Source organism: Streptomyces caeruleatus, assembly GCF_001514235.1.
Classification (GTDB): domain Bacteria; phylum Actinomycetota; class Actinomycetes; order Streptomycetales; family Streptomycetaceae; genus Streptomyces; species Streptomyces caeruleatus.
The window spans coordinates 342067-359731 of record NZ_KQ948929.1 but is presented as its reverse complement, the minus strand read 5'-3'; the positions used below and the strand labels follow the sequence as shown (position 1 = coordinate 359731).

Annotated in this window: 15 protein-coding genes and 3 pseudogenes; 7 read left to right on the top strand and 11 right to left on the bottom strand. The window is 71.7% G+C overall.

Translation table 11 applies throughout. From position 1 onward, the window contains the following. Window positions 1–10: 10 nt before the first annotated feature. The 4 genes and pseudogenes from AQJ67_RS19860 to AQJ67_RS19845 form a co-directional block, all read right to left on the bottom strand. Window positions 11–682 (bottom strand): annotated as a pseudogene (locus AQJ67_RS19860) (coagulation factor 5/8 type domain-containing protein); the annotation flags it as partial. A 181-nt stretch (window positions 683–863) separates the two neighbouring features. Continuing rightward, on the bottom strand, window positions 864–2027 hold the full coding sequence (locus tag AQJ67_RS19855; RefSeq protein ID WP_062720325.1) for an ARPP-2 domain-containing protein: 1164 nt from the start codon (window positions 2025–2027) through the stop codon (window positions 864–866). Next, on the bottom strand, window positions 2024–3460 hold the full coding sequence (locus AQJ67_RS19850) for a hypothetical protein (protein WP_062720324.1): 1437 nt from the start codon (window positions 3458–3460) through the stop codon (window positions 2024–2026). Before AQJ67_RS19850 ends, AQJ67_RS19855 begins: the two co-directional genes overlap by 4 nt. A gap of 253 nt (window positions 3461–3713) precedes the next feature. Next, window positions 3714–4661: a hypothetical protein gene (locus AQJ67_RS19845; protein WP_062720323.1), complete on the bottom strand. Its 948-nt coding sequence runs from the start codon at window positions 4659–4661 to the stop codon at window positions 3714–3716. A 229-nt stretch (window positions 4662–4890) separates the two neighbouring features. Here AQJ67_RS19845 and AQJ67_RS19840 point away from each other — a divergent pair, with 229 nt between their 5' ends. The 5 genes from AQJ67_RS19840 to AQJ67_RS19820 all read left to right on the top strand — a co-directional run bounded on the left by AQJ67_RS19840 (window position 4891) and on the right by AQJ67_RS19820 (window position 9921). Then, window positions 4891–5283, top strand: a complete 393-nt coding sequence (locus AQJ67_RS19840; RefSeq protein WP_062720322.1) for a VOC family protein — start codon at window positions 4891–4893, stop codon at window positions 5281–5283. 187 nt (window positions 5284–5470) lie between these two features. Beyond that, window positions 5471–6442, top strand: a complete 972-nt coding sequence (locus AQJ67_RS19835) for a serine hydrolase (RefSeq protein WP_079056052.1) — start codon at window positions 5471–5473, stop codon at window positions 6440–6442. 135 nt (window positions 6443–6577) lie between these two features. Then, complete coding sequence (locus AQJ67_RS19830; protein ID WP_062720321.1) at window positions 6578–7417, top strand: endonuclease/exonuclease/phosphatase family protein; 840 nt, start codon at window positions 6578–6580, stop codon at window positions 7415–7417. Window positions 7418–7548: 131 nt separating this feature from the next. Next, the gene (locus AQJ67_RS19825; RefSeq protein ID WP_425264168.1) at window positions 7549–8937 is read left to right on the top strand and encodes an FAD-dependent oxidoreductase; all 1389 of its coding nucleotides are present in this window, start codon (window positions 7549–7551) and stop codon (window positions 8935–8937) included. A gap of 111 nt (window positions 8938–9048) precedes the next feature. Next, window positions 9049–9921 carry a VC0807 family protein gene (locus AQJ67_RS19820; RefSeq protein ID WP_244190526.1) on the top strand — a complete coding sequence of 291 codons (873 nt, stop codon included), beginning with the start codon at window positions 9049–9051 and terminating at the stop codon, window positions 9919–9921. On the opposite strand, the gene AQJ67_RS19815 is transcribed toward AQJ67_RS19820, so the two are convergent. From AQJ67_RS19815 to AQJ67_RS19800, 4 genes and pseudogenes are all read right to left on the bottom strand, one after another. Beyond that, entirely contained in the window at window positions 9908–10657 is a 750-nt protein-coding gene (locus AQJ67_RS19815; protein WP_062720320.1) for a helix-turn-helix transcriptional regulator, read from the bottom strand. The genes AQJ67_RS19820 and AQJ67_RS19815 overlap by 14 nt on opposite strands. Window positions 10658–10667: 10 nt before the next feature. Beyond that, on the bottom strand, window positions 10668–11606 hold the full coding sequence (locus tag AQJ67_RS19810; RefSeq protein ID WP_062720563.1) for an alpha/beta hydrolase: 939 nt from the start codon (window positions 11604–11606) through the stop codon (window positions 10668–10670). A gap of 86 nt (window positions 11607–11692) precedes the next feature. Then, entirely contained in the window at window positions 11693–12190 is a 498-nt protein-coding gene (locus AQJ67_RS19805) for a P-loop nucleotide/nucleoside kinase family protein (protein WP_062720319.1), read from the bottom strand. Further along, window positions 12187–12869 (bottom strand): annotated as a pseudogene (locus AQJ67_RS19800) (TioE family transcriptional regulator). The gene AQJ67_RS19805 and the pseudogene AQJ67_RS19800 overlap by 4 nt, the downstream one beginning before the upstream one ends. Window positions 12870–12880: 11 nt before the next feature. Here AQJ67_RS19800 and AQJ67_RS19795 point away from each other — a divergent pair. After that, window positions 12881–13105 (top strand): annotated as a pseudogene (locus AQJ67_RS19795) (erythromycin esterase family protein); the annotation flags it as partial. Here the strand turns inward: AQJ67_RS19795 and AQJ67_RS19790 are convergent. From AQJ67_RS19790 to AQJ67_RS19780, 3 genes are all read right to left on the bottom strand, one after another. Continuing rightward, on the bottom strand, window positions 13102–13329 hold the full coding sequence (locus AQJ67_RS19790; protein ID WP_208615006.1) for a ferredoxin: 228 nt from the start codon (window positions 13327–13329) through the stop codon (window positions 13102–13104). The pseudogene AQJ67_RS19795 and the gene AQJ67_RS19790 sit on opposite strands and share 4 nt — an antisense overlap. Further along, window positions 13326–14525 (bottom strand): cytochrome P450, encoded by a 1200-nt coding sequence (locus AQJ67_RS19785; RefSeq protein WP_062720317.1) that lies wholly within the window; start codon window positions 14523–14525, stop codon window positions 13326–13328. Before AQJ67_RS19785 ends, AQJ67_RS19790 begins: the two co-directional genes overlap by 4 nt. A gap of 200 nt (window positions 14526–14725) precedes the next feature. Continuing rightward, window positions 14726–15826 (bottom strand): ABC transporter substrate-binding protein, encoded by a 1101-nt coding sequence (locus AQJ67_RS19780; protein WP_244190525.1) that lies wholly within the window; start codon window positions 15824–15826, stop codon window positions 14726–14728. Window positions 15827–15953: 127 nt separating this feature from the next. Here AQJ67_RS19780 and AQJ67_RS19775 point away from each other — a divergent pair, with 127 nt between their 5' ends. Then, complete coding sequence (locus tag AQJ67_RS19775) at window positions 15954–17570, top strand: phospholipase D family protein (protein ID WP_062720315.1); 1617 nt, start codon at window positions 15954–15956, stop codon at window positions 17568–17570. Window positions 17571–17665 lie beyond the last annotated feature (95 nt).

Here is a 17665-nt window from a genome sequence, read left to right as displayed (position 1 = left end):
ACGAGCCGCCTCACGGGTAGCTCACCAGGTTGGCCACGTTGGTGGACGAGTTGGAGGGGCCGCCGCGGTCGTTGATGACGTGCCGGATGGCCCCGGTGCCGCCGAGCGAGACGGTCACCATGTTCCGGAAGCGGACCTCGGGCCTGTTCGGCATCTCGAAGGCGTGCTCCGCTGTGACGGACGGGTTGGCGTGGAAGAAGCAGTAACTGCCCAGCCCGTACGCCTGATGGCTGGTGACGGAGTCCGAGACCTTGTAGGCGGCGTATCCCTGGGTGGAGCCGTTCATCCAGGCGGCCTGGGTCGGTGGGTCGTAGGGCATCTCGTTCTGGTAGAAGTACGTCCGCCCGCCGTTGCCGTTCCAGATCGTCTGGTGCTTCTGGTAGTGCTCGACGAACAGGCCGTACATGGTCACGTCGTCGCCGTTGACGACGAGCCCGGTGTCGGCCGTGTTGGTGTTCCAGCCGATGCCGCTGCCGTGGTCACCGCGCCAGATCCACATGTGGTCGCCGATGACATGGTCGCTGTTGACGACGAGGCTGGTCGTCGCCTTGCCCACGGCGGCCCCGCCGACGCGGAAGTACACGTCGTGCAGTGAGGTCGGGTTCGCCGCGTGGGACGCCGAGGCGCCCTGGGGGCCGATCTCCACGAGGGTCCGGGAGTTGGCGGTGCCGGCGTCGAAGAGGGTGGGGGTGAGGGTGGGGGAGTGGGGAGTGCCTGGCGGACTGCGATCGTGACCTGTGCATGACAGTGATGTGGAAGGGGCAGGCCCTGGGGCTCGACCGTCGGGGACCCTTATTTCACTGCATGAATTTAAGGAGCGGCGGAAACGCCCTGTCAAGACGTTGGTATAGGCCAATCCCTGGCTACTGACGGCCTCTCATGTCCGGCCGCAGCAGATGACCGAACCCGGCGCTCTCCAGCCGATGGCACAACTGGGCCTTCTCCATGCCGAGTGCGGCGGCGGTGTCGGCCAGGTGCCAGTCGTGGGCGGCGAGATGGCTGAGCAGATAGCCGCGGCGGACCTGGCTCTCGGACAGCCGGAAGGTCTTGAGGTAGACGATCCGCCCCTGCTCGTCGCTGATCGCCTCACCGATGTGGTTGTCCTGCTTGGGGCGGAACGTCGGCAGAAAACGGGAGAGCGTGAATCGCCCCATCCGCCGCACCTCCTCCCAGGTGCAGCCCTGTTCGAGCAGCCCTGCCGCCATGGTGGTGTCGTGGAAGTCGGCCCACTGCGCGGTCTGCCGCACCGCGGCCGCCCGCAGGTCGGCGAGCGACCGGACGCCGGCGCCGGTGATGCGGGCCCGGAAGTCCGGCACCGGCGGCATCAGCGTCGCGTAGTGGTACACCAGGTCGCCGTACAGGTCCCGCACCAGGGTGGGGTGCAGCGTGCGGTAGTCCTCCGGGTGGGGCACCACGAACGCCGCGGCGAGCGCGTCGGCCAGATAGACCAGCACCCCGCACTGACCGGGGTGGATCTCGAAGACGTTCAACGCGTCGGCCAGCCCGGGCACCTCGGTGCCCAGGAAGGCCGCCTCGACCCGTGGGGACAGCCCTTGGCGCACGGCCTGCCGCGACCACTCCTCCCAGGCGAGGGAGGGCCCGCCGAAGTGCAGCGCGAGATAGCCCTCCAACGCCAGGTGCAGCGGCAGGAAACGCAGCCGGTGCTTGGCCTCCTGACGCGCCATACGGCGATGGAAGTGCAGCCGTACGGTCGCCACCGCCTCCTGCTCCGGCCGGTCACCGGTCAGCTGGGTGCCGTAGGCGGCGGCGGGGGAGCCGTCGCCGGTCCACTCGGCGACGAAGCTGTGCGGGATGTAGGAGACGTAGGTGCCTTTGCGGCGGCCCAGGTCGACCACGCCCGGCCCGTCGTGGATCCGCGGATGCAGCCGCAGGTCGTGGACGGGTTCGGCACGGACCAGCGGCACCAGCCGTACGGCTCCCCACACCTGCGAGGGACGTGTCCGAAGCCCGGCGAGCAGCCCGGAAGGCTCCGCGGAGGGGTCCGTGTCCGGTTCGTACGACGTCATCGGGAACTCCCCTCGGTGAGCCGGTCCGCACGCGCGTCGAGGTAGGCCTTCAGCTCGGCCAGACCGGTCCGCCCCTCGGCGAACTGCGCGATCTCGACGAGCGCGGGCAGGTCCTCCGCGTCGCGGATGCCCGCGGTCGGCACACTCGCGGCCAGCCGACGGACGTCGAAGTCCGCGGCGTCGTAGACCGGGTTGAGGTGGACGACGCTGGTGCGGCGCGCGGTGTCGAGACGGGTGCGCCAGACACGCAGGACCTCGGCGGCGAGTCCGGGCGGAGCGTTGTCCCAGCCGTCGGAGACGACGACCAGCCGGTCCGGGCCCGTCTCCAGCCCGTCGAGGATCCGCTCACCCAGCGGAGTCGGACCCACCGGGTGCGCCAGCAACGCGTCGTCGCGCCCGGAGGTCCACAGCCCGCGATAGTCCCCGGCGAGCGCACCGAGCAGATAGTGGCAGGCCAGGGCCACCGTCAGCGGCCGGCGCCGCTTCACACCCGAACCGTACGACGAGAAGCTGTCGTCCAGTACGGCGGTCACCCGGCCCCAGGTCCCGCGGTGCACGCCGGCGACCCGGTGGGCGGCGGTGCGCAGCGCGCCGTTCAGTTCCTCGCGCCGCTCGACGCGCTCCTCGGCGGGCAGCGAGAGCACGTATCCGGCCAGCCGTGTCAGCGGCATCCGGGACAGGTCCGTTCGCAACGCCCGCGCCGCCGCGGGGCCCTGAGCATGCGCGGCCTCCTGCAACCGCAGCGTCTCCCGACGCGTCAACCGCGGCGCGATGCGTTCCAGGAACACCTTGCGGGGGATGCCGTGCTTTGCCGCGAAGCCCTCGGCCACGGTGTACGGAAGCTCGTAGAGGGCCGCCTGCTCGAAGTGGGCGCGTCGCCAGGTCTCCAGGATCGGGGTGTCGTAGTGGGCGCGGCTGAGCGGCGCGAACAGGAACGTGCCGATCTCGCCGTCGCCGGGCGTCAGATGCGTATGGCGCAGCGCCGCCTTCAGGCCGCTGCGGTACTTGACCGCGTCGAACGCCAGGTCGGGCCGGGCGGACAGCCAGTCGCGCAGCAGCGCGCGGGTGCGGCGGTTGTTCACCCCGGCCCGGCGCAGCGCGCCGAAGAGCCCGTAGACCCGCTGCGGCGGCAGCAGGGCCAGCCGCCCGGCGATCAGACGTCCCTCGCTTCGGCGCTGCTCCACGCTGGCCTCGGCGGCCGACTCCAGCAGCCGGCGGATGATCAGCGCGGCGTTGTGGTCGTTGATGTCGAGCGCGAGCACACCGGCGTAGAGGTCGCGGTAGTTGCCCAGCATGTACGCGTGCAGGAAGTCGAGAGAGAGCCGCTGGGCACCGGCGTCGGAGTGGAACTCACGCTGCCCGGTCGCGGTGATCGCGGCATTGACGAACAGCAGCACGTCATCGGCCGCGATGAGATCCCCGAACGTCTCCATGCCCCCGCCCACTCCCGTGTCCCCCTGACTGAAGCCGGCCGGGGAATGGAGGCACGAGCTGCGAATCATTGCTTCAGAGGCAGGTTCCGGAAGTCGCACCGAAGTCCCGCGGCCGGCGTGCGGACGCTAGCACGGCGACGATCATCGACTCCACGGGGTTTTCCCTCGGTGGCCTGCGCTGGCCTGCGCTGGCCTGCGCTGGGCTGGGCCGCAGTGGGCCGGACCATCCGTCCCCGGCCTGTCCTGTCCTGTCCTATCCGTCTGATGTAGCGAGCCGTTCAACCTCTGCGGCCGCCTCTCGCGCCGCCTGCTCTGCCCGGGCCAGGGCGTCAGCGGCGGCCTGAAGACGGTCCTCGGCCTTCTGCTGCCCCCGGGCGGCACGCTCAAGCTCCTCGCGCGCCTGCCGCAGTTGTCGCTCGGCAGCCGCGGTCTTCTCACGGGCCTGGTCGTGCCGGTCGCGTGCCTGCCGCGACGAGGCGTCGGCGTCCGCCTGCTCCGCTCGCCGATCGCGCAGACGCCGCTCGGCGTCCGCGGCAGCCTTGCGGGCCCGGGCGAGTTCCTCCTGCCGCTTGCGCCGCCGTCGGTCGGCCAGGTCGTCCTTCGCCCGCGTGGCCGACGCCGACCGTGACGGTGCCGCCGTGCGCTTGGGAGACTTGCGTGGGGTACCGGGCGCCGTGGTCGTGCCGGTGGGGGAGGGGAAGTCGGAGGGCGGGGTGAGGGCGCCCTCCAATCGGCCCGTGGCCCACTGGTCGGCCGCGTCCTCGTCGGTGAGCACGGCCCGCAGGGTGGATTCGACGTCCTGCCGCGCCGCGTCCGACAGACGGTGCCCGGCCGCGCGGGCCAGTTCGGCGGCCTGCCGGGACAGCGCGGAGACGACACTGCGGCGCTGCTCGGACAGCTCCTTGATCCCGTCGGCGTCCAGTGTGCGATAGGCGTCGCGCAGCGCCTGCCCCAACTCCAGGAACCGTCGGCTCTCCTCCGGCTGGGAGCGCAGCAGCAGGTTCGCTGCCCAGGCCGCGAGCGTGGGGCGGCGGGCGGCGCGGATCCGCCGGGAGTCCTCCGCCCGGCCGGCCGTCCGGGCCGCGACGGCGAGCTCCTCGCGACGGGCCACGAAGCCGGGCGGCGGCGTGGTGTAGAGGTCGTCGAGCACGGTCTCCACGTCGGACGCCGCGTCGGCCCGCCGCCCGCGCTTACGCTCCATGATCCCCAGACTCCACCGAACCGGACCGCCGCGCATGTCGGGCCGGTGCCGGTGTGGGTGCCGGTGCCGGTGCTTTCCGGAGTCGGGGCGGGCGCTTCGTGAGGGTGAAGGACGCACGACCATCCGGACGCCATCCGCGCGGCGCGCATCCGGCCCCCGGCGCGCGTGGTGTGCCCTGAGACGCCAGTACGGCCAGGACGGCCCACCCCGCGCGAAGGAGACACACGGCATGCTCGGACACTCGCAGGCGTTCAGCGGCTTCTCGGTCGACGACCTCGACGTCGCCCGCCGCTTCTACGGTGAGACCCTCGGCCTCGACGTGGAGGAGTCCGGGCAGGGTGACATGCGGATGCTGACCCTCAAGCTCGGCAGCGGCGCACTGGTCTTCGTCTACCCCAAGGAGAACCACACCCCGGCGACGTTCACGATCCTCAACTTCCCCGTGGACGACATCGAGACCGCAGTCGGCGAACTGGAGCGACGCGGCGTGGCCCTGGAGCGCTACTCCGGATTCGACCACGACGAGAAGGGCATCGTCCGGGTCGGCAACGGCGGCCCCGCGGCCATCGCGTGGTTCACCGACCCCGCCGGGAACGTCCTCTCCGTCCTCCAGGAGAATTGACGGACCGCTCAACGCCCGTCGGCCGCGTTCGGACGCCTCCGGACGCTCCCGCACAGGTAAGGCCGAAAACCGATCAGCCCGGTCACGACACGCCTGTCCCGGTGGCAATCATCACCATCGCGTCCGAGATGCCATATTTTCTGATTGCCTGCCGACCTCTCCACAGGAACATCGAGGCCGCCCCGCCATGTTCGACGGACAGAACCGGACACACACGGCGCGCGGCCTGCGCGCACCCTCGCTGAGGGGCCGCGCCGCCTCCTGTGCCGCCACCGCGGTCGTGGTGGCACTCGCCGGCTGTTCCGCCGTCGGTACGGCCCACAAGACGCCGGCACCTCCGCCACGGGCGGGTGCCCCGGCCCCCGGGCTCGCGGCGCCGCCGCGCGAGAAGCGGGGAGCGACTCTCTCGCGGGCGCTCAGGCCGGTCCTGCCGCGCGGTGACACGCGGCTGGCGGTGGCGGTGCTCGACCTCGACAGCGCCGACCAGGAGATCGCGTCGTACGGGACGGGCGCGACGTTCGAGACGGCGAGCATCATCAAGGTGGGCATCCTCGCGACGCTGCTGCTCCAGGCGCAGGACGAGGGCCGGGAGCTGACGGTCGACGAACGCGAGTACGCCGAGGCGATGATCCGGACGAGCGACAATTACGCGACGGACGTCCTGTGGCGCGCGATCGGCAAGGCGGAGGGCCTGGGCGCGGCGAACGAACGGCTGGGCCTTTCGTCGACAAGGGGCGGCTCCGGCATCGGATGGGGTCTCACCCGGACCACGGCCACGGACCAGGTCAAGCTGCTGCGCGCCGTCTTCGCGCGGGGGCCGGTGGCCTCCGTTCGCCCGCCCAGGGGGCTCGACCAGGCGTCCCGTGCCTACATCGGGCACCTGATGGGCTCGATCACCGACGACCAGGACTGGGGAGTGTCCGCCGCCGGATCCCGTGGCTCCCGCTGGGCTCTCAAGAACGGCTGGCTGCAGCGGAGCACGACCGGCCTGTGGATCATCAACAGCGTCGGTCAGGTCACCGTGCACGGGCACCGCTATCTGGTATCCGTCCTCAGCGGCGGCAACAGGTCGATGGAAGCCGGCATCTCGCTGGTCGAACGCGCGGCGCGAGCGGCGGTCGGCGCGGCCAGCGCACACGTCAGGCCCTGGCCGCAGTGATGCCCGTTCCCCCTTACCCGCCCCGGAGGTCCGGCCGAGGCCCGATCGAGGTCCGAACTCCCGCGGCCGGGCGGGGCGGGTGGGTTATCGTCACTTCAGGGTGGGGGGCGGGACAGCGCCCGCATCGAGGAGGCGATGGTGCTCGGACGGGGCGCGTGGTTGCTCGTGGGTGCCGTGATCGCGGCCTGCATGCTGCTCGTCGGCCCCAGCACACCCCTGGGTGCCTCCTCCGCCGGATCGCAGCCCGTCGAGGCCGCCCGTGACGTCGTACCGAACCGGGTCATGACGTGGAACATCTGCAACCCCTGCGAGGTGAGCAACGTCGACCGGGCGGCGGAGATCGCCGCCTACGCGCCGCAGGTCATCGGCATGCAGGAAGCGTGCGTGCGTGACGTCGAGATGATCCGGGACTATCTGGAGAACCTTCACGGGCTGGTCTACCACGTCAAGTACGGGTCGGTTCTGCAGAGTTGGGGCCGTTGCGGGGGAGCGCCGTGGAACCCGGGGGGCTTCGGCCAGGCGATCCTCTCGGCGGCACCGATGAAGGACCGGGTCAACGTGGAGTACCCCGAGGGCGGATCCGAGGACCGCGGGTACATGGCCGTCACCACCACGGTCGGCGGCCGGTCCGTCCGGGTCTTCAACACACACCTCGCCCATCGACGGCAAGAGGCGTTCCGCGCCGGCCAGGTCGGCGTACTCGCCGCCGAGGTAGCCCGGCACGACCGCGCGATCGTGCTCGGCGACTTCAACGCCGTACCGGACGCCCCCGAGCTGTCCAAGATGTGGGCGCTGGCCACGGACGTCGACCCCCGGTGCCGCCCCTCGCAGGCCGGCGACTGCGAGACGACCACCGACTGGCACACCAAGTTCGACTACGTCTTCCTGCGCGGCTTCGCCCCGCTCGAGCACCGCGTGCGACCCAGCGCGTCCTCGGACCACCACATGCTGCTGGCCGACGTGGACCCGCGCTGACAGGGGCTGGCGCAAAACGGCTGTAACACGGTCAACCCGTGCCGCGGTCCGGAATACTGGTGGCTTCTCGCGACGTGGCGAAACAGGGGAGCGGCTCGGTGAACTCTGCCGGAAAAACGGGTGGTTGGGGCGTGGGACGCGGGGGCGGGCGGCACGCGGTCGTGGTGGGCGGGAGCCTGGCGGGGATGCTCGCCGCGCACGCGCTGGCCGGGCACGCCGACCGGGTGACCGTCGTGGAACGCGACCGGTTCCCGGACGGGGCGGGGCCGCGGCCCGGCGTACCGCAGGGCCGGCATCCACATGTCCTGCTGGAGGGCGGGCAGAAGGCCATGGAATCGCTGCTGCCGGGCTTCCTGGCGGAGCTGCGGGCGGCGGGAGCTCCGCATGTGGGCCTGCCGACGGGCCTGGTGCTGTGGCAGAACGGCCGCTGGTTCCGCAGGCTGCCCGCGACGACCCACATCTACACCGGCTCCCGCGCGCAGTTGGAGGAGCTGGTACGGCGCCGGGTCCTGGCCAACCCGGTGATCAGTACGGTGCAGGGGACCGAGGTCGTGGGGCTCCTCGGTGACGCCGCACGCGTGCGGGGCGTCGTCCTGCGGGACCGCTCCGGCGACGCCCGCGGGGAACAGCGGGAACTGGAGGCCGACCTGGTCGTCGACGCCTCCGGCAGCGGCACCAAGGCGCCGCGGTGGCTCCGGTCGCTCGGAGCCGGGGTTCCGCACGAGGAGACCATCGACACGGGCCTCGCCTACGCCTCACGCGTCTACCGCGGCCGCGACGGCGTCCTCGGCGGCGACACCGCCGGCTACTACGTCTACCCGAGCCCCGACCAGGTCCACGCCGGCGGCGCGCTGCCGCTGGAGGACGGCAGCCATCTCGTCATCGTCTCCGGCCTGCGCGGCGACGAACCGCCCACGGACGACGACGAGTTCGTGACGTACACCAAGAGGCTGCCGCACCCGCTCCTGCACCGGTGGCTGGAGGAAGCCGAGCCGCTCTCACCGGCGTTCGGCTACCGGCGTACCGCCAACGTCCGCCGCCGCTACGACCTGTCCGGGAGCTCCCCGGCCGGATTCCTCGCCACCGGCGACGCCCTGTGCACCTTCAACCCGATCTACGGCCAGGGTATGGCCGTCGCCGCGATGAGCGCGGTCGCGCTGCGCGACGCGCTGGCCGATCAGCGCCGGACCCCCACGACGCGGCGCGTGCAGCGGGCAGTTCTCGCCGCGTCCCGGCAGGCGTGGGACATCTCCGCCGGGGCGGACCGCAAGATGCCGGGCGCGGTCGGCAACGCGGTGGCCGGCGGGCCCGCGGACCGCGCCGCCGACTGGTATCTCCAGCGCGTGCAGGACTGTGCGCCCGGCGACCCGGTCGTAGGGCGCGCCTTCCGCTCCGTACTGACCCTCTCCGCACCCGTCACCGCCCTGTTCGCCCCGCCCGTCGCCCGAGCCGTCCTCTTCCACCCACCCGCCGCGAGCCCCGCCGAGCCACCGGAGACCCCGGAGACACCGGGCGCCTGAGCGGCGGGGCGGCCAGGTACCGAAGTGGTGGCGCGGTGCTGACATTTGTCATGCCGAGGGCCGGACGATCGTTTCTACCGGTGACCCGGCGGTGGCCGCGAAGCTGGGTGCATGACGACGAAAACGGGGATCACGGGGACCACGCGGACCACAGGGACCACCAGGGCGAGCGCCGCGGGCCGCCGGAAGGGACTGCGGAACTTCGCGCCGCTGCTCATCGATGTCGCGGTGCCTCTCGGGGCGTACTACGTCCTGAAGAACGGCTTCGGGACGAGCACGCTGATGGCGCTCGCCCTGAGCAGCGTCGTCCCGGCCGTGCGGACCGGGTGGGGTGTGCTGAAGGCACGCGAGGTCAACGGGCTGGCCGCCCTGATCCTCGTCGTGAACGTCGTGTCCCTGCTGCTCAGTTTCGTGGCGGGCGACCCGCGTCTGATGATCGCCAAGGACAGCGCGGTCAGCAGCACGATCGGGATCGGGATCATCGCTTCCGTGGTGCTCGGCAAGCCGATGATGACGGCCGGTATGAAGCCGTGGGTGGTGAAGGGGGACCCGGGCCGGGAGGCCGCCTGGGCGCGACTGCAGGCCGGTTCGGCGCGGTTTCGGCGGGCCGAGCGGCTGTTCTCGCTGGTGTGGGGTGTCGTACTGCTCACGGAGTGCGTGGTGCGGGTCGTGGGGGCGTACACGCTGCCGGTGGACACCATGGTGTGGGTCGGCAACGTGATCATGGTCGTCGCCATGGGCGTGGGTTTCCTGGCCGGGGGTGCGCTGGGCGCCGGTCCGATGGCCGCGATGGTCGTCGCGGAGGCGAAGAAGGACGCGGAGGCGAAGAAGGACGCGGAGGCGGAGTCGGACGCGGAGGCGAAGTCGGACGCGCAGGGGGAGTCGGACGCGCAGGGGGAGGCTGACGCGGAGTCTGTTCGGGTCGTCGAGTCCTTGCAGGGTGAACTCGCGCCCGCCGCACTGGCCGCCGTCAAGCAGGGCTGACCGGAGCCCTGGGCCCTCGGGGCCGGGGTGTGAGTGCGGCCAACGTGGTGGGCCGCACTGCCTCGGCCGCGGCAGAACCGCGGAGCAGGTCGGTCAGGTCGTGGGGCTCGGCAGGCTCGGCCGTCGGAGTCGCTGCCGTGATGCGGTCCAGTCGGAAGCCCCGGCCGGCCTGCCGGGTACGGCACCAGGCGATGAGGTACCAACGGCCGTCGGCGGTGAGCAGTCCGGCCGGTTCCACCGCGCGGTCGCTCGGGCGTCCCGCCGCATCGGTGTAGGACAGCCGCAGGACCGTGTGAGTGGTGAGGGCTTGTTCCACCGCGGCGCGCACACCGGAGTCGGCCGGCGAGGGCAGGGAGACGATCCGCGCGGCCAGTTGCCGTACCGCCGCCGAGGCGGCCCCGGTCATCGCGGCCGTGACCTTCTGGGCCGCCGTACGGGCCGCGCCGGCGTACGGGATGGAAGCGTCGGCCGCCGCGAGGGCGACGGCCAGCGCCGAGGCCTCCTCGGCGGTGAGGTGGATCGGGGGCAGGGTCATCTCCGGGTCGATCGACCAGCCCCCGCCGCGTCCGGGCGTGGTGCGGACCGGGACGCCGGTCTCCATCAGCGTCTGGAGGTCGCGCTGCACGGTACGCGTACTCACCTCGAAGCGCGCGGCCAGCGCCGCGACCGTCAGCGGCCGAGGCGCCGCCGCGCGCAGTTCCTCCACCAGTGCGTAGAGCCGGGCAGTGCGGTTCATGCCGGTGACGCTACCGTCCCGTGGTGGACAAAAAGTCCTGCTCGCGGCGCAGTTCCCGCTCGGTGACGGTCAGCGGGAAGAGAGTGAAGCCGTGCATGGCGCCGGCGACCACACCGAGTCGTACCGGCGCGCCGGCCGCCTGCCACCGTGCGGCCAGGAACAGCGAGTCGTCCAGCAGCGGATCCTCGGCCCCGACGACCATCCGGGCCGGTGGCAGGCCGGCGAGGTCGGCGAACAGGGGCGAGACCTCGGGCGCACGGCGCTGCTCGGCCCCCATACCCGGTGTGAACAGCTCGTACGTACGCCGCAGCGAGTCGGTGTCGCTCAGCAGCCGCCTGGAGCCGAAGGATCGCTGACTCGGCGTCATGGACAGGTCGTAGGGGCCGAAGAGCAGGTTGGCCGCCCGGAACGCGCCGGTGATGCCGTGCCGGTCACGCAGGCGCAGCAGGGTCAGGACGGCGAGGTGGGCGCCGGCCGACTCCCCGCCGATCAGCAGCCGGTCGCTGCCGAACTCGTCAGCGGCGTGCCGCACCAGCCAGCGGGCTGCCGCCTCACAGTCGTCGGGCCCGGCGGGGAAGGGGTGTTCGGGCGCGAGACGGTAGGCGACGCTTACCACGGCCAGCCGTGTCCGCTCGGCGAGCAGCCACAGCCTCGCGTCCTGCCCGTCGGCGGAGCCGAACGCCCAGCCGCCTCCGTGGAAGTGCAGGTACACGCCGTCGACTTGGTCCGGTACGAAGACCCGCACCTTCACCCCGCCCTCGATCACGCGGTCCTGGCCCTGCGGCAGCAGTTCCGGTGGGGTGTCGCCGCCGAGCCGGTTGCGCCGCAGGGATGCCAGCAGGGCGGCGTCGGGCGGCCCTTCACGGACCGGTCGGCCTGCGGCCGCGGCCGCGAACTGCTCGTTGAACGCCAGGGTTTCGGCGAGGCAGTCCTCGTCAGTGATCGTCATGCCGCCGATGCTCACAGGCGCCCGCGACAACACCCTGTCACCCTTTTCCGATGGCCTGCGTCACACTCGTGTCGTGTTCCGTCCGGTCACTTCCGTCGACCGGGAGGCGGCGGTGCGTCGTAGAGGCCGAGTTCGTCATCGGTGGGGGCTTCGAAGAGCTGCGCGTACTCCTTGAGCATCTCGCGGGTGACCGGGGCCGTCCCGCTTCCACCCGTCGCGCTCCGGGCTTCGAGACGGCGGCACAGTTCGTCGACCGGCGCCGAGAGGTAGTGCAGTTCCACGGGAACGCCGAGGGCGCGTGCCCCGAGACGCTTCTCGTCCCGCTCGGAACGTGCCCAGAAGCCGAACTCCAGGATCACGGGCTGTCCGAGCCTCAAAAGTTCCTGGGCGTGCAGCCAGAACCGCCGCTCAAGGCGGTCCCGCGTGCCCTCGTCGAACAGGTCGACACCGAGATCCGCCATCCACTCGTCCGGACACAGACGTACCGCGGGCACGGCCTCGGCCAGACGTCGGGCCAGGGTGGTCTTCCCGGAACCCGGGAGCCCGCACAACAAGATCAGCCTCGGCTGCTGCGTCGCATTCACCGGTCGCCTCCAAGCGCCTCACGCTCGTCACTCCTGACGCGCTCGCGAAGGTACGCCTCCAACTCCGCGGCCCCGGTCAGCATGGCCCGTCCCCGGGCGGACAGACGGCCGTGCCAGTCCCGCAGCGCGGTCTCCAGGGGCTCCAGGCCGTCGGCCGCCCGTACTTGGGCGATCAGCGGGGAGATCTGCTCCAGGAGGTAGCCGCCCCGCCTGAGTTGGTGGACCAGCCGGGCGTCCCGTACGGCGTCCTCGTCGTACACCCGGTACGCGGTACCCGGTACCCGGTCCGTGGGTCGCGGCGCGGGTGCACCAGCCCGGCGTGCTCCCACTTGCGCAGCGTCGCGGGCCGGATTCCGAGCCGCTGTGCCAACGGACCGATGAACGTGCCGCCGGGTTCGGACCTGGGACGGGGTTCGGGCGGCGGCGCGATGGGTTCCAGGTCGCCCAGGGCCCTCTCCACGGCTTGGAGAGGGCGTCGGTCGTCGAGGAGTTGGGCGTGGCTCTCGTCGATGAGACGGAACGCCTCGTCGGGCGCGCCCTGGTTCACCGCCCGCATGATCGACGTCGCCGTCCGGTGGCCGTGGCCGGGCAGCAGGGCGAGGAACGCGGACAGGGCCGCGCCGTGCAGCGAGGTGTAGGTGCGGTAGCCGTGGTGCGTGCCATCGGCGGCCGGAAGGATGCCGGCCTCCTCGTAGTTCGGGAGTGGACACCCCGCCGCCGGACACGCTCGAAGGACTCCTGTACGCGCACCCGGAGGACCGCTGCGTCGTCGACGTCACGCGGCTGACCCGCGCCCTCGGCGGCACGCCGCCCGCGCCGCGCGTGTCGCCCTGGTTCGGCTACTCCCCGCTGGACCCGGCCCGCTTGACGGCCTGTGACGGCATCGTGTTCGTGAAGGACGTCCCGGGGAGCTAGGAGCTGCCGGCGTCCGGGTCCGGCTCGTGCAGGGTGATCGCCCCGGACGGGCAGGCCCCGGCGGCCATCCGTGCGGCCGTCGTTTGGGCGCGGGGCGGTTCGGTGTGCAGCAGGAGTACGTGGCCGTCCTCGAGGTCCTGGTCGAAGACCTCGGGGGCGGTCAGCGCGCACATTCCGGCGCCGATGCAACGCTCACGGTCGACACGCAGCCGCAGCGGCGTCATGACCGCCCCTTGTCCCACGTGACGGGAAGGCTCTTCACGCCGTAGATGTCCGCGGTCTCCGGGCGCAGCCCGACCTCTTCGGCCGGTACGGCCAGCCGCAGCGTGGGGAAGCGGTCGACCAGCGCGCGGAACGCGACGCGCATCTCGACCCGGGCCAGTTGCTGACCCAGGCACTGGTGGATGCCGTGGCTGAAGGCCAGGTGCCCGTCGTGCTGCCTGCGGAGGTCGAGGACATGGGGGTCGGCGAAGCGTTCGGGGTCGCGGTTGGCGGTGTGGTACGACAGGACGACCGTCGTGCCGGCCTTGATCGTCTGGCCGCCCACCTCGACGTCCTCCAGCGCCGTCCGCATGAACGTCTTGGCGACGCTCAGGTACCGCAGCAACTCCTCCACGGCCCCGTCGGTGAGTGCGGGATCGGCACGCAGCGCGGCGAGTTGCTCCGGGTGCTGCAGCAGCGCGAAGGTGCCGAGGGACAGCATGTTCGCGGTGGTGTCGAACCCGGCCGCCAGCAGGACCAGGCTGATCCCCCTCAGCTCCTCGTCGGTGAGATCGCTGTCGGTGAGTTCGCTGAGCACGTCGTCGGTGGGCTTCGCGCGCTTGGCGGCCACCAGTTCCGCGAGGTACTCCTGGGTCGCGGTGTAGGCCGCTATCAGCTCCTCGTCGCTCGTCTCCCCGCCCATGAACGTGTCGATCTGTTCCTGGAAGGAGCCGCGGTCCTCGTACGGCACGCCGAGGATCTCGCAGATCACGATGGTGGGGATGGGCTTCGCGAACGCGGTCACCAGGTCCGTCGGCGGGCCGGTCTCCTCCATGGCGTCCAGACAGTCGGCGGTGATCTGCTCGATGCGCTCGCTGAGCATTCGCATGCGCCGTACCGTGAACCTGCCCATCAGCGGCCTCCGATAGCGCCGGTGCTGTGGGTCGTCCATCAGCAGGAACTCGCCGGGCGGCGCCGGCGGAAGCTCGAAGTCGACGACGTTCATGAGCTCCTTGCGTGAGCTGAACCGCGGGTCCGCGAGGACCGACCTGACGAGGTCGTATCCGGTGATCAGCCAGCCGGGCTTGCCACCGGGGTGGGTGTAGCGGCTGATGGGGCCGTGCCGACGGGCGTCGAGCAGCTCCGCCGGCGGGTCGAAGGGGCAGCCGGGCTGACGTGTCGCGGGCATGGTCGTGACGGTGTGGACGGATTCACCCATGGCTGTTCCTCATCCTCGTCTTCGTCTCACGATATGACGTGTTTGACGCTTCCCGAAAGCTACGTTGCGTTCAGGATTGCGTCAATCGATGGATAGGAGTAGCCGCAGGTAGATGGGTGGAAATTGATGCAATGACGGTGCAAGTGAATGCAATGCCGCGTTGCAATGAGTAAGGGCGAAGGTAATACTGACGGCGGAAGTTACAGCGCGATCGGTCTGGTGTGCAGGATGCGAAAGCGTCCGGGTTCCGCCGGATCCCGGTCGACGACCTGGACCGGCGGCCGAACCCACTGCCACACGCTGATCCCCGGCGTGCGCGAGAAGCGGATTGGCCCGCGGGTGCCTTCGACGGCGATCTGCGGCCAGGACTCGGCGATACGTGCCCGGTCCGTGCCGTGGGAGCGCAGCACGTCGGCGAGGACGACGATCGTGTCGTAGCCCTCGTAGGCGACGAAGGACGGTGCTTCCGCGAGCCGTTGGCGCAGGGCTGCCTCGACGCGGGCACCGAGCGGGCTGAGGCGCTCGGGCAGATAGCGCAGGAACGGGATCCCGGTGCCGTCGTCGCCCAGCAAGGTCGCCCATTCCGCGAACTCCGGTTGCCCGGCCGGGGCACCCAGCAGGAGCTCGGCGAGGCGCGGGTCGCTGCGGACGGACTTGACGATCGGCACGGCCGGTTCCGGGTGGCCGACCAGGAGCAGGAGGGCTGTGGCACGGTTGTCGACGAGTTCGTCGCACAGGGCCGTGGGGGAGAGCGTCCGCGTGTCGAGTTCGAGGACGGTGCCGCCGCGTCGAGCGAGGTGGTCCCGCAGGATGCCGATCCCGGCGGCCCAGTAGACGCTCGGCTGGGTCGCCACGGCGATGCGGCTGTGGCCCGCCGCGAGGAGGAAGTCCGCGTAGATCCGCCAGCCGCGGGACTGCGGCGGGGAGAGCCGCGCCACCCAGTCCGTCCGCTGCTCCGGGGTGAGGGTGTCGAGCACCGCCGACGAGCAGAGATACGGCAGACCGAGCGCGTCCGCCCTGGTGGCGGCGGCCCGAGCGACGACGCTGTGGTACTCACCGGCCAAGGCGGCCACGCCCGCCCGGGCCAACTCGTCCACGGCCGCCGTGGCCTTCCGCGGGTCGGCGGCGGTGTCCCGGACCACCAGCTCCAGCGGTCGTCCGCCGATCCCGCCCGCGTCATTGACCTCGCCGACGGCCAGTTCGAGTCCGGCGAGCAGGTGTTGGCCCGCCTGGACCCAGCCCGGGCGAGTCAGCGGAACGAGAGCGCCGATCTGGATGGGCCGGGGCAGCTGGGTGATCATGCCGGACATTGCATCCAGCAGGCTCGCCCACAGGCAACCGAATAACGCGCCGGCGATCCCGGCCGTGCGGCCCGGCCGGCGTGAAGCGGCGCCGACTGGTTACCCGTGACTGTTGTTTGGAGGAGTCGTGGAACTCACCGACTGGCTGCTGACCCCGGCCGAACGCGGCAACGGCGCCACCCGGCTGGACGGCCGCCGGCCGGATCGAACCGCCTGGTCGCACGGGAACCTGGTGCGGCCCCTCATCCATGGCTCGACGTACTTCCCGGCACTCCTCGGCGCGATCCGGGCGCAGCGCGCGGGAGACCTGCTCCTGTTCACCGACTGGCGCGGCGACCCCGACGAACGCCTCGACGGCCCCGGCACCGAGATCGGCCGCGTCCTGGGCGAGGCGGCCGCGCGCCGGGTGATCGTCAAGGGGCTGCTCTGGCGCTCCCACCTGGACCGTTTCCAGTTCAGCGAGGCCGAGAACCGCCATCTCGGCGAGGCGGTCGAAGCGGGTGGCGGGGAATGTCTGCTCGACATGCGGGTACGGCCCGGCGGCTCGCACCACCAGAAACTCGTCGTACTCCGCCACCCCGACCGCCCCGAGCTCGACGTCGCCTTCGTCGGCGGGATCGACCTGTGCCACAACCGCCATGACGACGCCACCCACCGCGGCGACTCGCAGTCACTGCCCATCGCCGCCGCCTACGGACCGCACCCACCGTGGCACGACATCCAGCTCGCGATCCGCGGACCGGCCGTCGGCGACATCGAGGCCGGGTTCCGCGAGCGCTGGAACGACCCCGCGCCCCTCACCCGCAGCCCGTTCGTCCGGCTGCGGGAGCTGGCCCACGGCGAGGACACCCATGCCGACCGGCTCCCACCCCAGGCACCCGACCCCGCGCCCTGCGGCACCCACACCCTCCAGGTCCTGCGCACCTACCCCAACCGTCTCCTGCGCGGCTACGACTTCGCCCCCGACGGGGAGCGGAGCATCGCGCGCGGCTACCGCAAGGCGCTGCGGCGGGCGCGGGCCCTGATCTATCTGGAGGACCAGTACCTGTGGTCCCCGCACGTGATCGAGTCCTTCGCCGAGGCACTGTCCGCCCACCCCGGCCTGCGCCTGATCGCGGTCATCCCGTCCGTCCCCGAACAGGACGGCCGGCTCACCCTGCCCATGAACCTGATCGGCCGGATCACGGCCCTGGACAGACTGCGCCGCGCCGGAGGCGGGCGCGTGGCGGTGTACGGGCTGGAGAACCACGCCGGGACGCCGGTGTACGTGCACGCCAAGGTGTGCGTGATCGACGACGTGTGGGCATCGGTCGGATCGGACAACATCAACCTCCGCTCCTGGACCCACGACTCCGAACTCACCTGCGCCGTCCTGGACGAGTCCACGGACCCACGCGAGCCCCGCGACCCCGGCGGCCTCGGGGACGGCGCCCGCCGCTTCGCCAGGGACCTGCGCCTGGAACTCTCGCGCGAGCACCTGGACCTGACGCCTCCCTCGACCCCGCCCGCATCCGACCCGCTCTGCGACCCCCTGAAGGCCTTCGAGGCCTTCGCGGCAGGCGCCGCCGCCCTGGACGCCTGGCACGACAACGGCCGCCGCGGCCCCAGGCCCCCCGGCCGGCTGCGCACGTACCACCGGCCGCGCCTTTCGCGTACGGCCATGACGCTCTACGCCCCGCTGCATCGACGGCTCGTCGACCCGGACGGCCGACCCTTCGGGCTACGGCGTCGCAACGACTACTGACGGACGGACGCCCACGTCAGCCACGCCCCTGGCTGACGGACGCCCCCGTCAGCCGCGGCCCCTGGCTGACGGACCCACGGTCAGCGACGCCCCTC

Bases quoted from the DNA above. Each gene is read 5' to 3' on its own strand.
- AQJ67_RS19840 (WP_062720322.1), top strand. From the start codon at position 4,891: ATGCTCGGACACTCGCAGGCGTTCAGCGGCTTCTCGGTCGACGACCTC.
- AQJ67_RS19790 (WP_208615006.1), bottom strand. From the start codon at position 13,329: ATGACGCCGCTGCGGCTGCGTGTCGACCGTGAGCGTTGCATCGGCGCC.
- AQJ67_RS19845 (WP_062720323.1), bottom strand. From the start codon at position 4,661: ATGGAGCGTAAGCGCGGGCGGCGGGCCGACGCGGCGTCCGACGTGGAG.
- AQJ67_RS19850 (WP_062720324.1), bottom strand. From the start codon at position 3,460: ATGGAGACGTTCGGGGATCTCATCGCGGCCGATGACGTGCTGCTGTTC.
- AQJ67_RS19835 (WP_079056052.1), top strand. From the start codon at position 5,471: ATGTTCGACGGACAGAACCGGACACACACGGCGCGCGGCCTGCGCGCA.
- AQJ67_RS19810 (WP_062720563.1), bottom strand. From the start codon at position 11,606: ATGACGATCACTGACGAGGACTGCCTCGCCGAAACCCTGGCGTTCAAC.
- AQJ67_RS19855 (WP_062720325.1), bottom strand. From the start codon at position 2,027: ATGACGTCGTACGAACCGGACACGGACCCCTCCGCGGAGCCTTCCGGG.
- AQJ67_RS19815 (WP_062720320.1), bottom strand. From the start codon at position 10,657: ATGAACCGCACTGCCCGGCTCTACGCACTGGTGGAGGAACTGCGCGCG.
- AQJ67_RS19780 (WP_244190525.1), bottom strand. From the start codon at position 15,826: ATGATCACCCAGCTGCCCCGGCCCATCCAGATCGGCGCTCTCGTTCCG.
- AQJ67_RS19820 (WP_244190526.1), top strand. From the start codon at position 9,049: ATGACGACGAAAACGGGGATCACGGGGACCACGCGGACCACAGGGACC.
- AQJ67_RS19785 (WP_062720317.1), bottom strand. From the start codon at position 14,525: ATGGGTGAATCCGTCCACACCGTCACGACCATGCCCGCGACACGTCAG.
- AQJ67_RS19830 (WP_062720321.1), top strand. From the start codon at position 6,578: ATGGTGCTCGGACGGGGCGCGTGGTTGCTCGTGGGTGCCGTGATCGCG.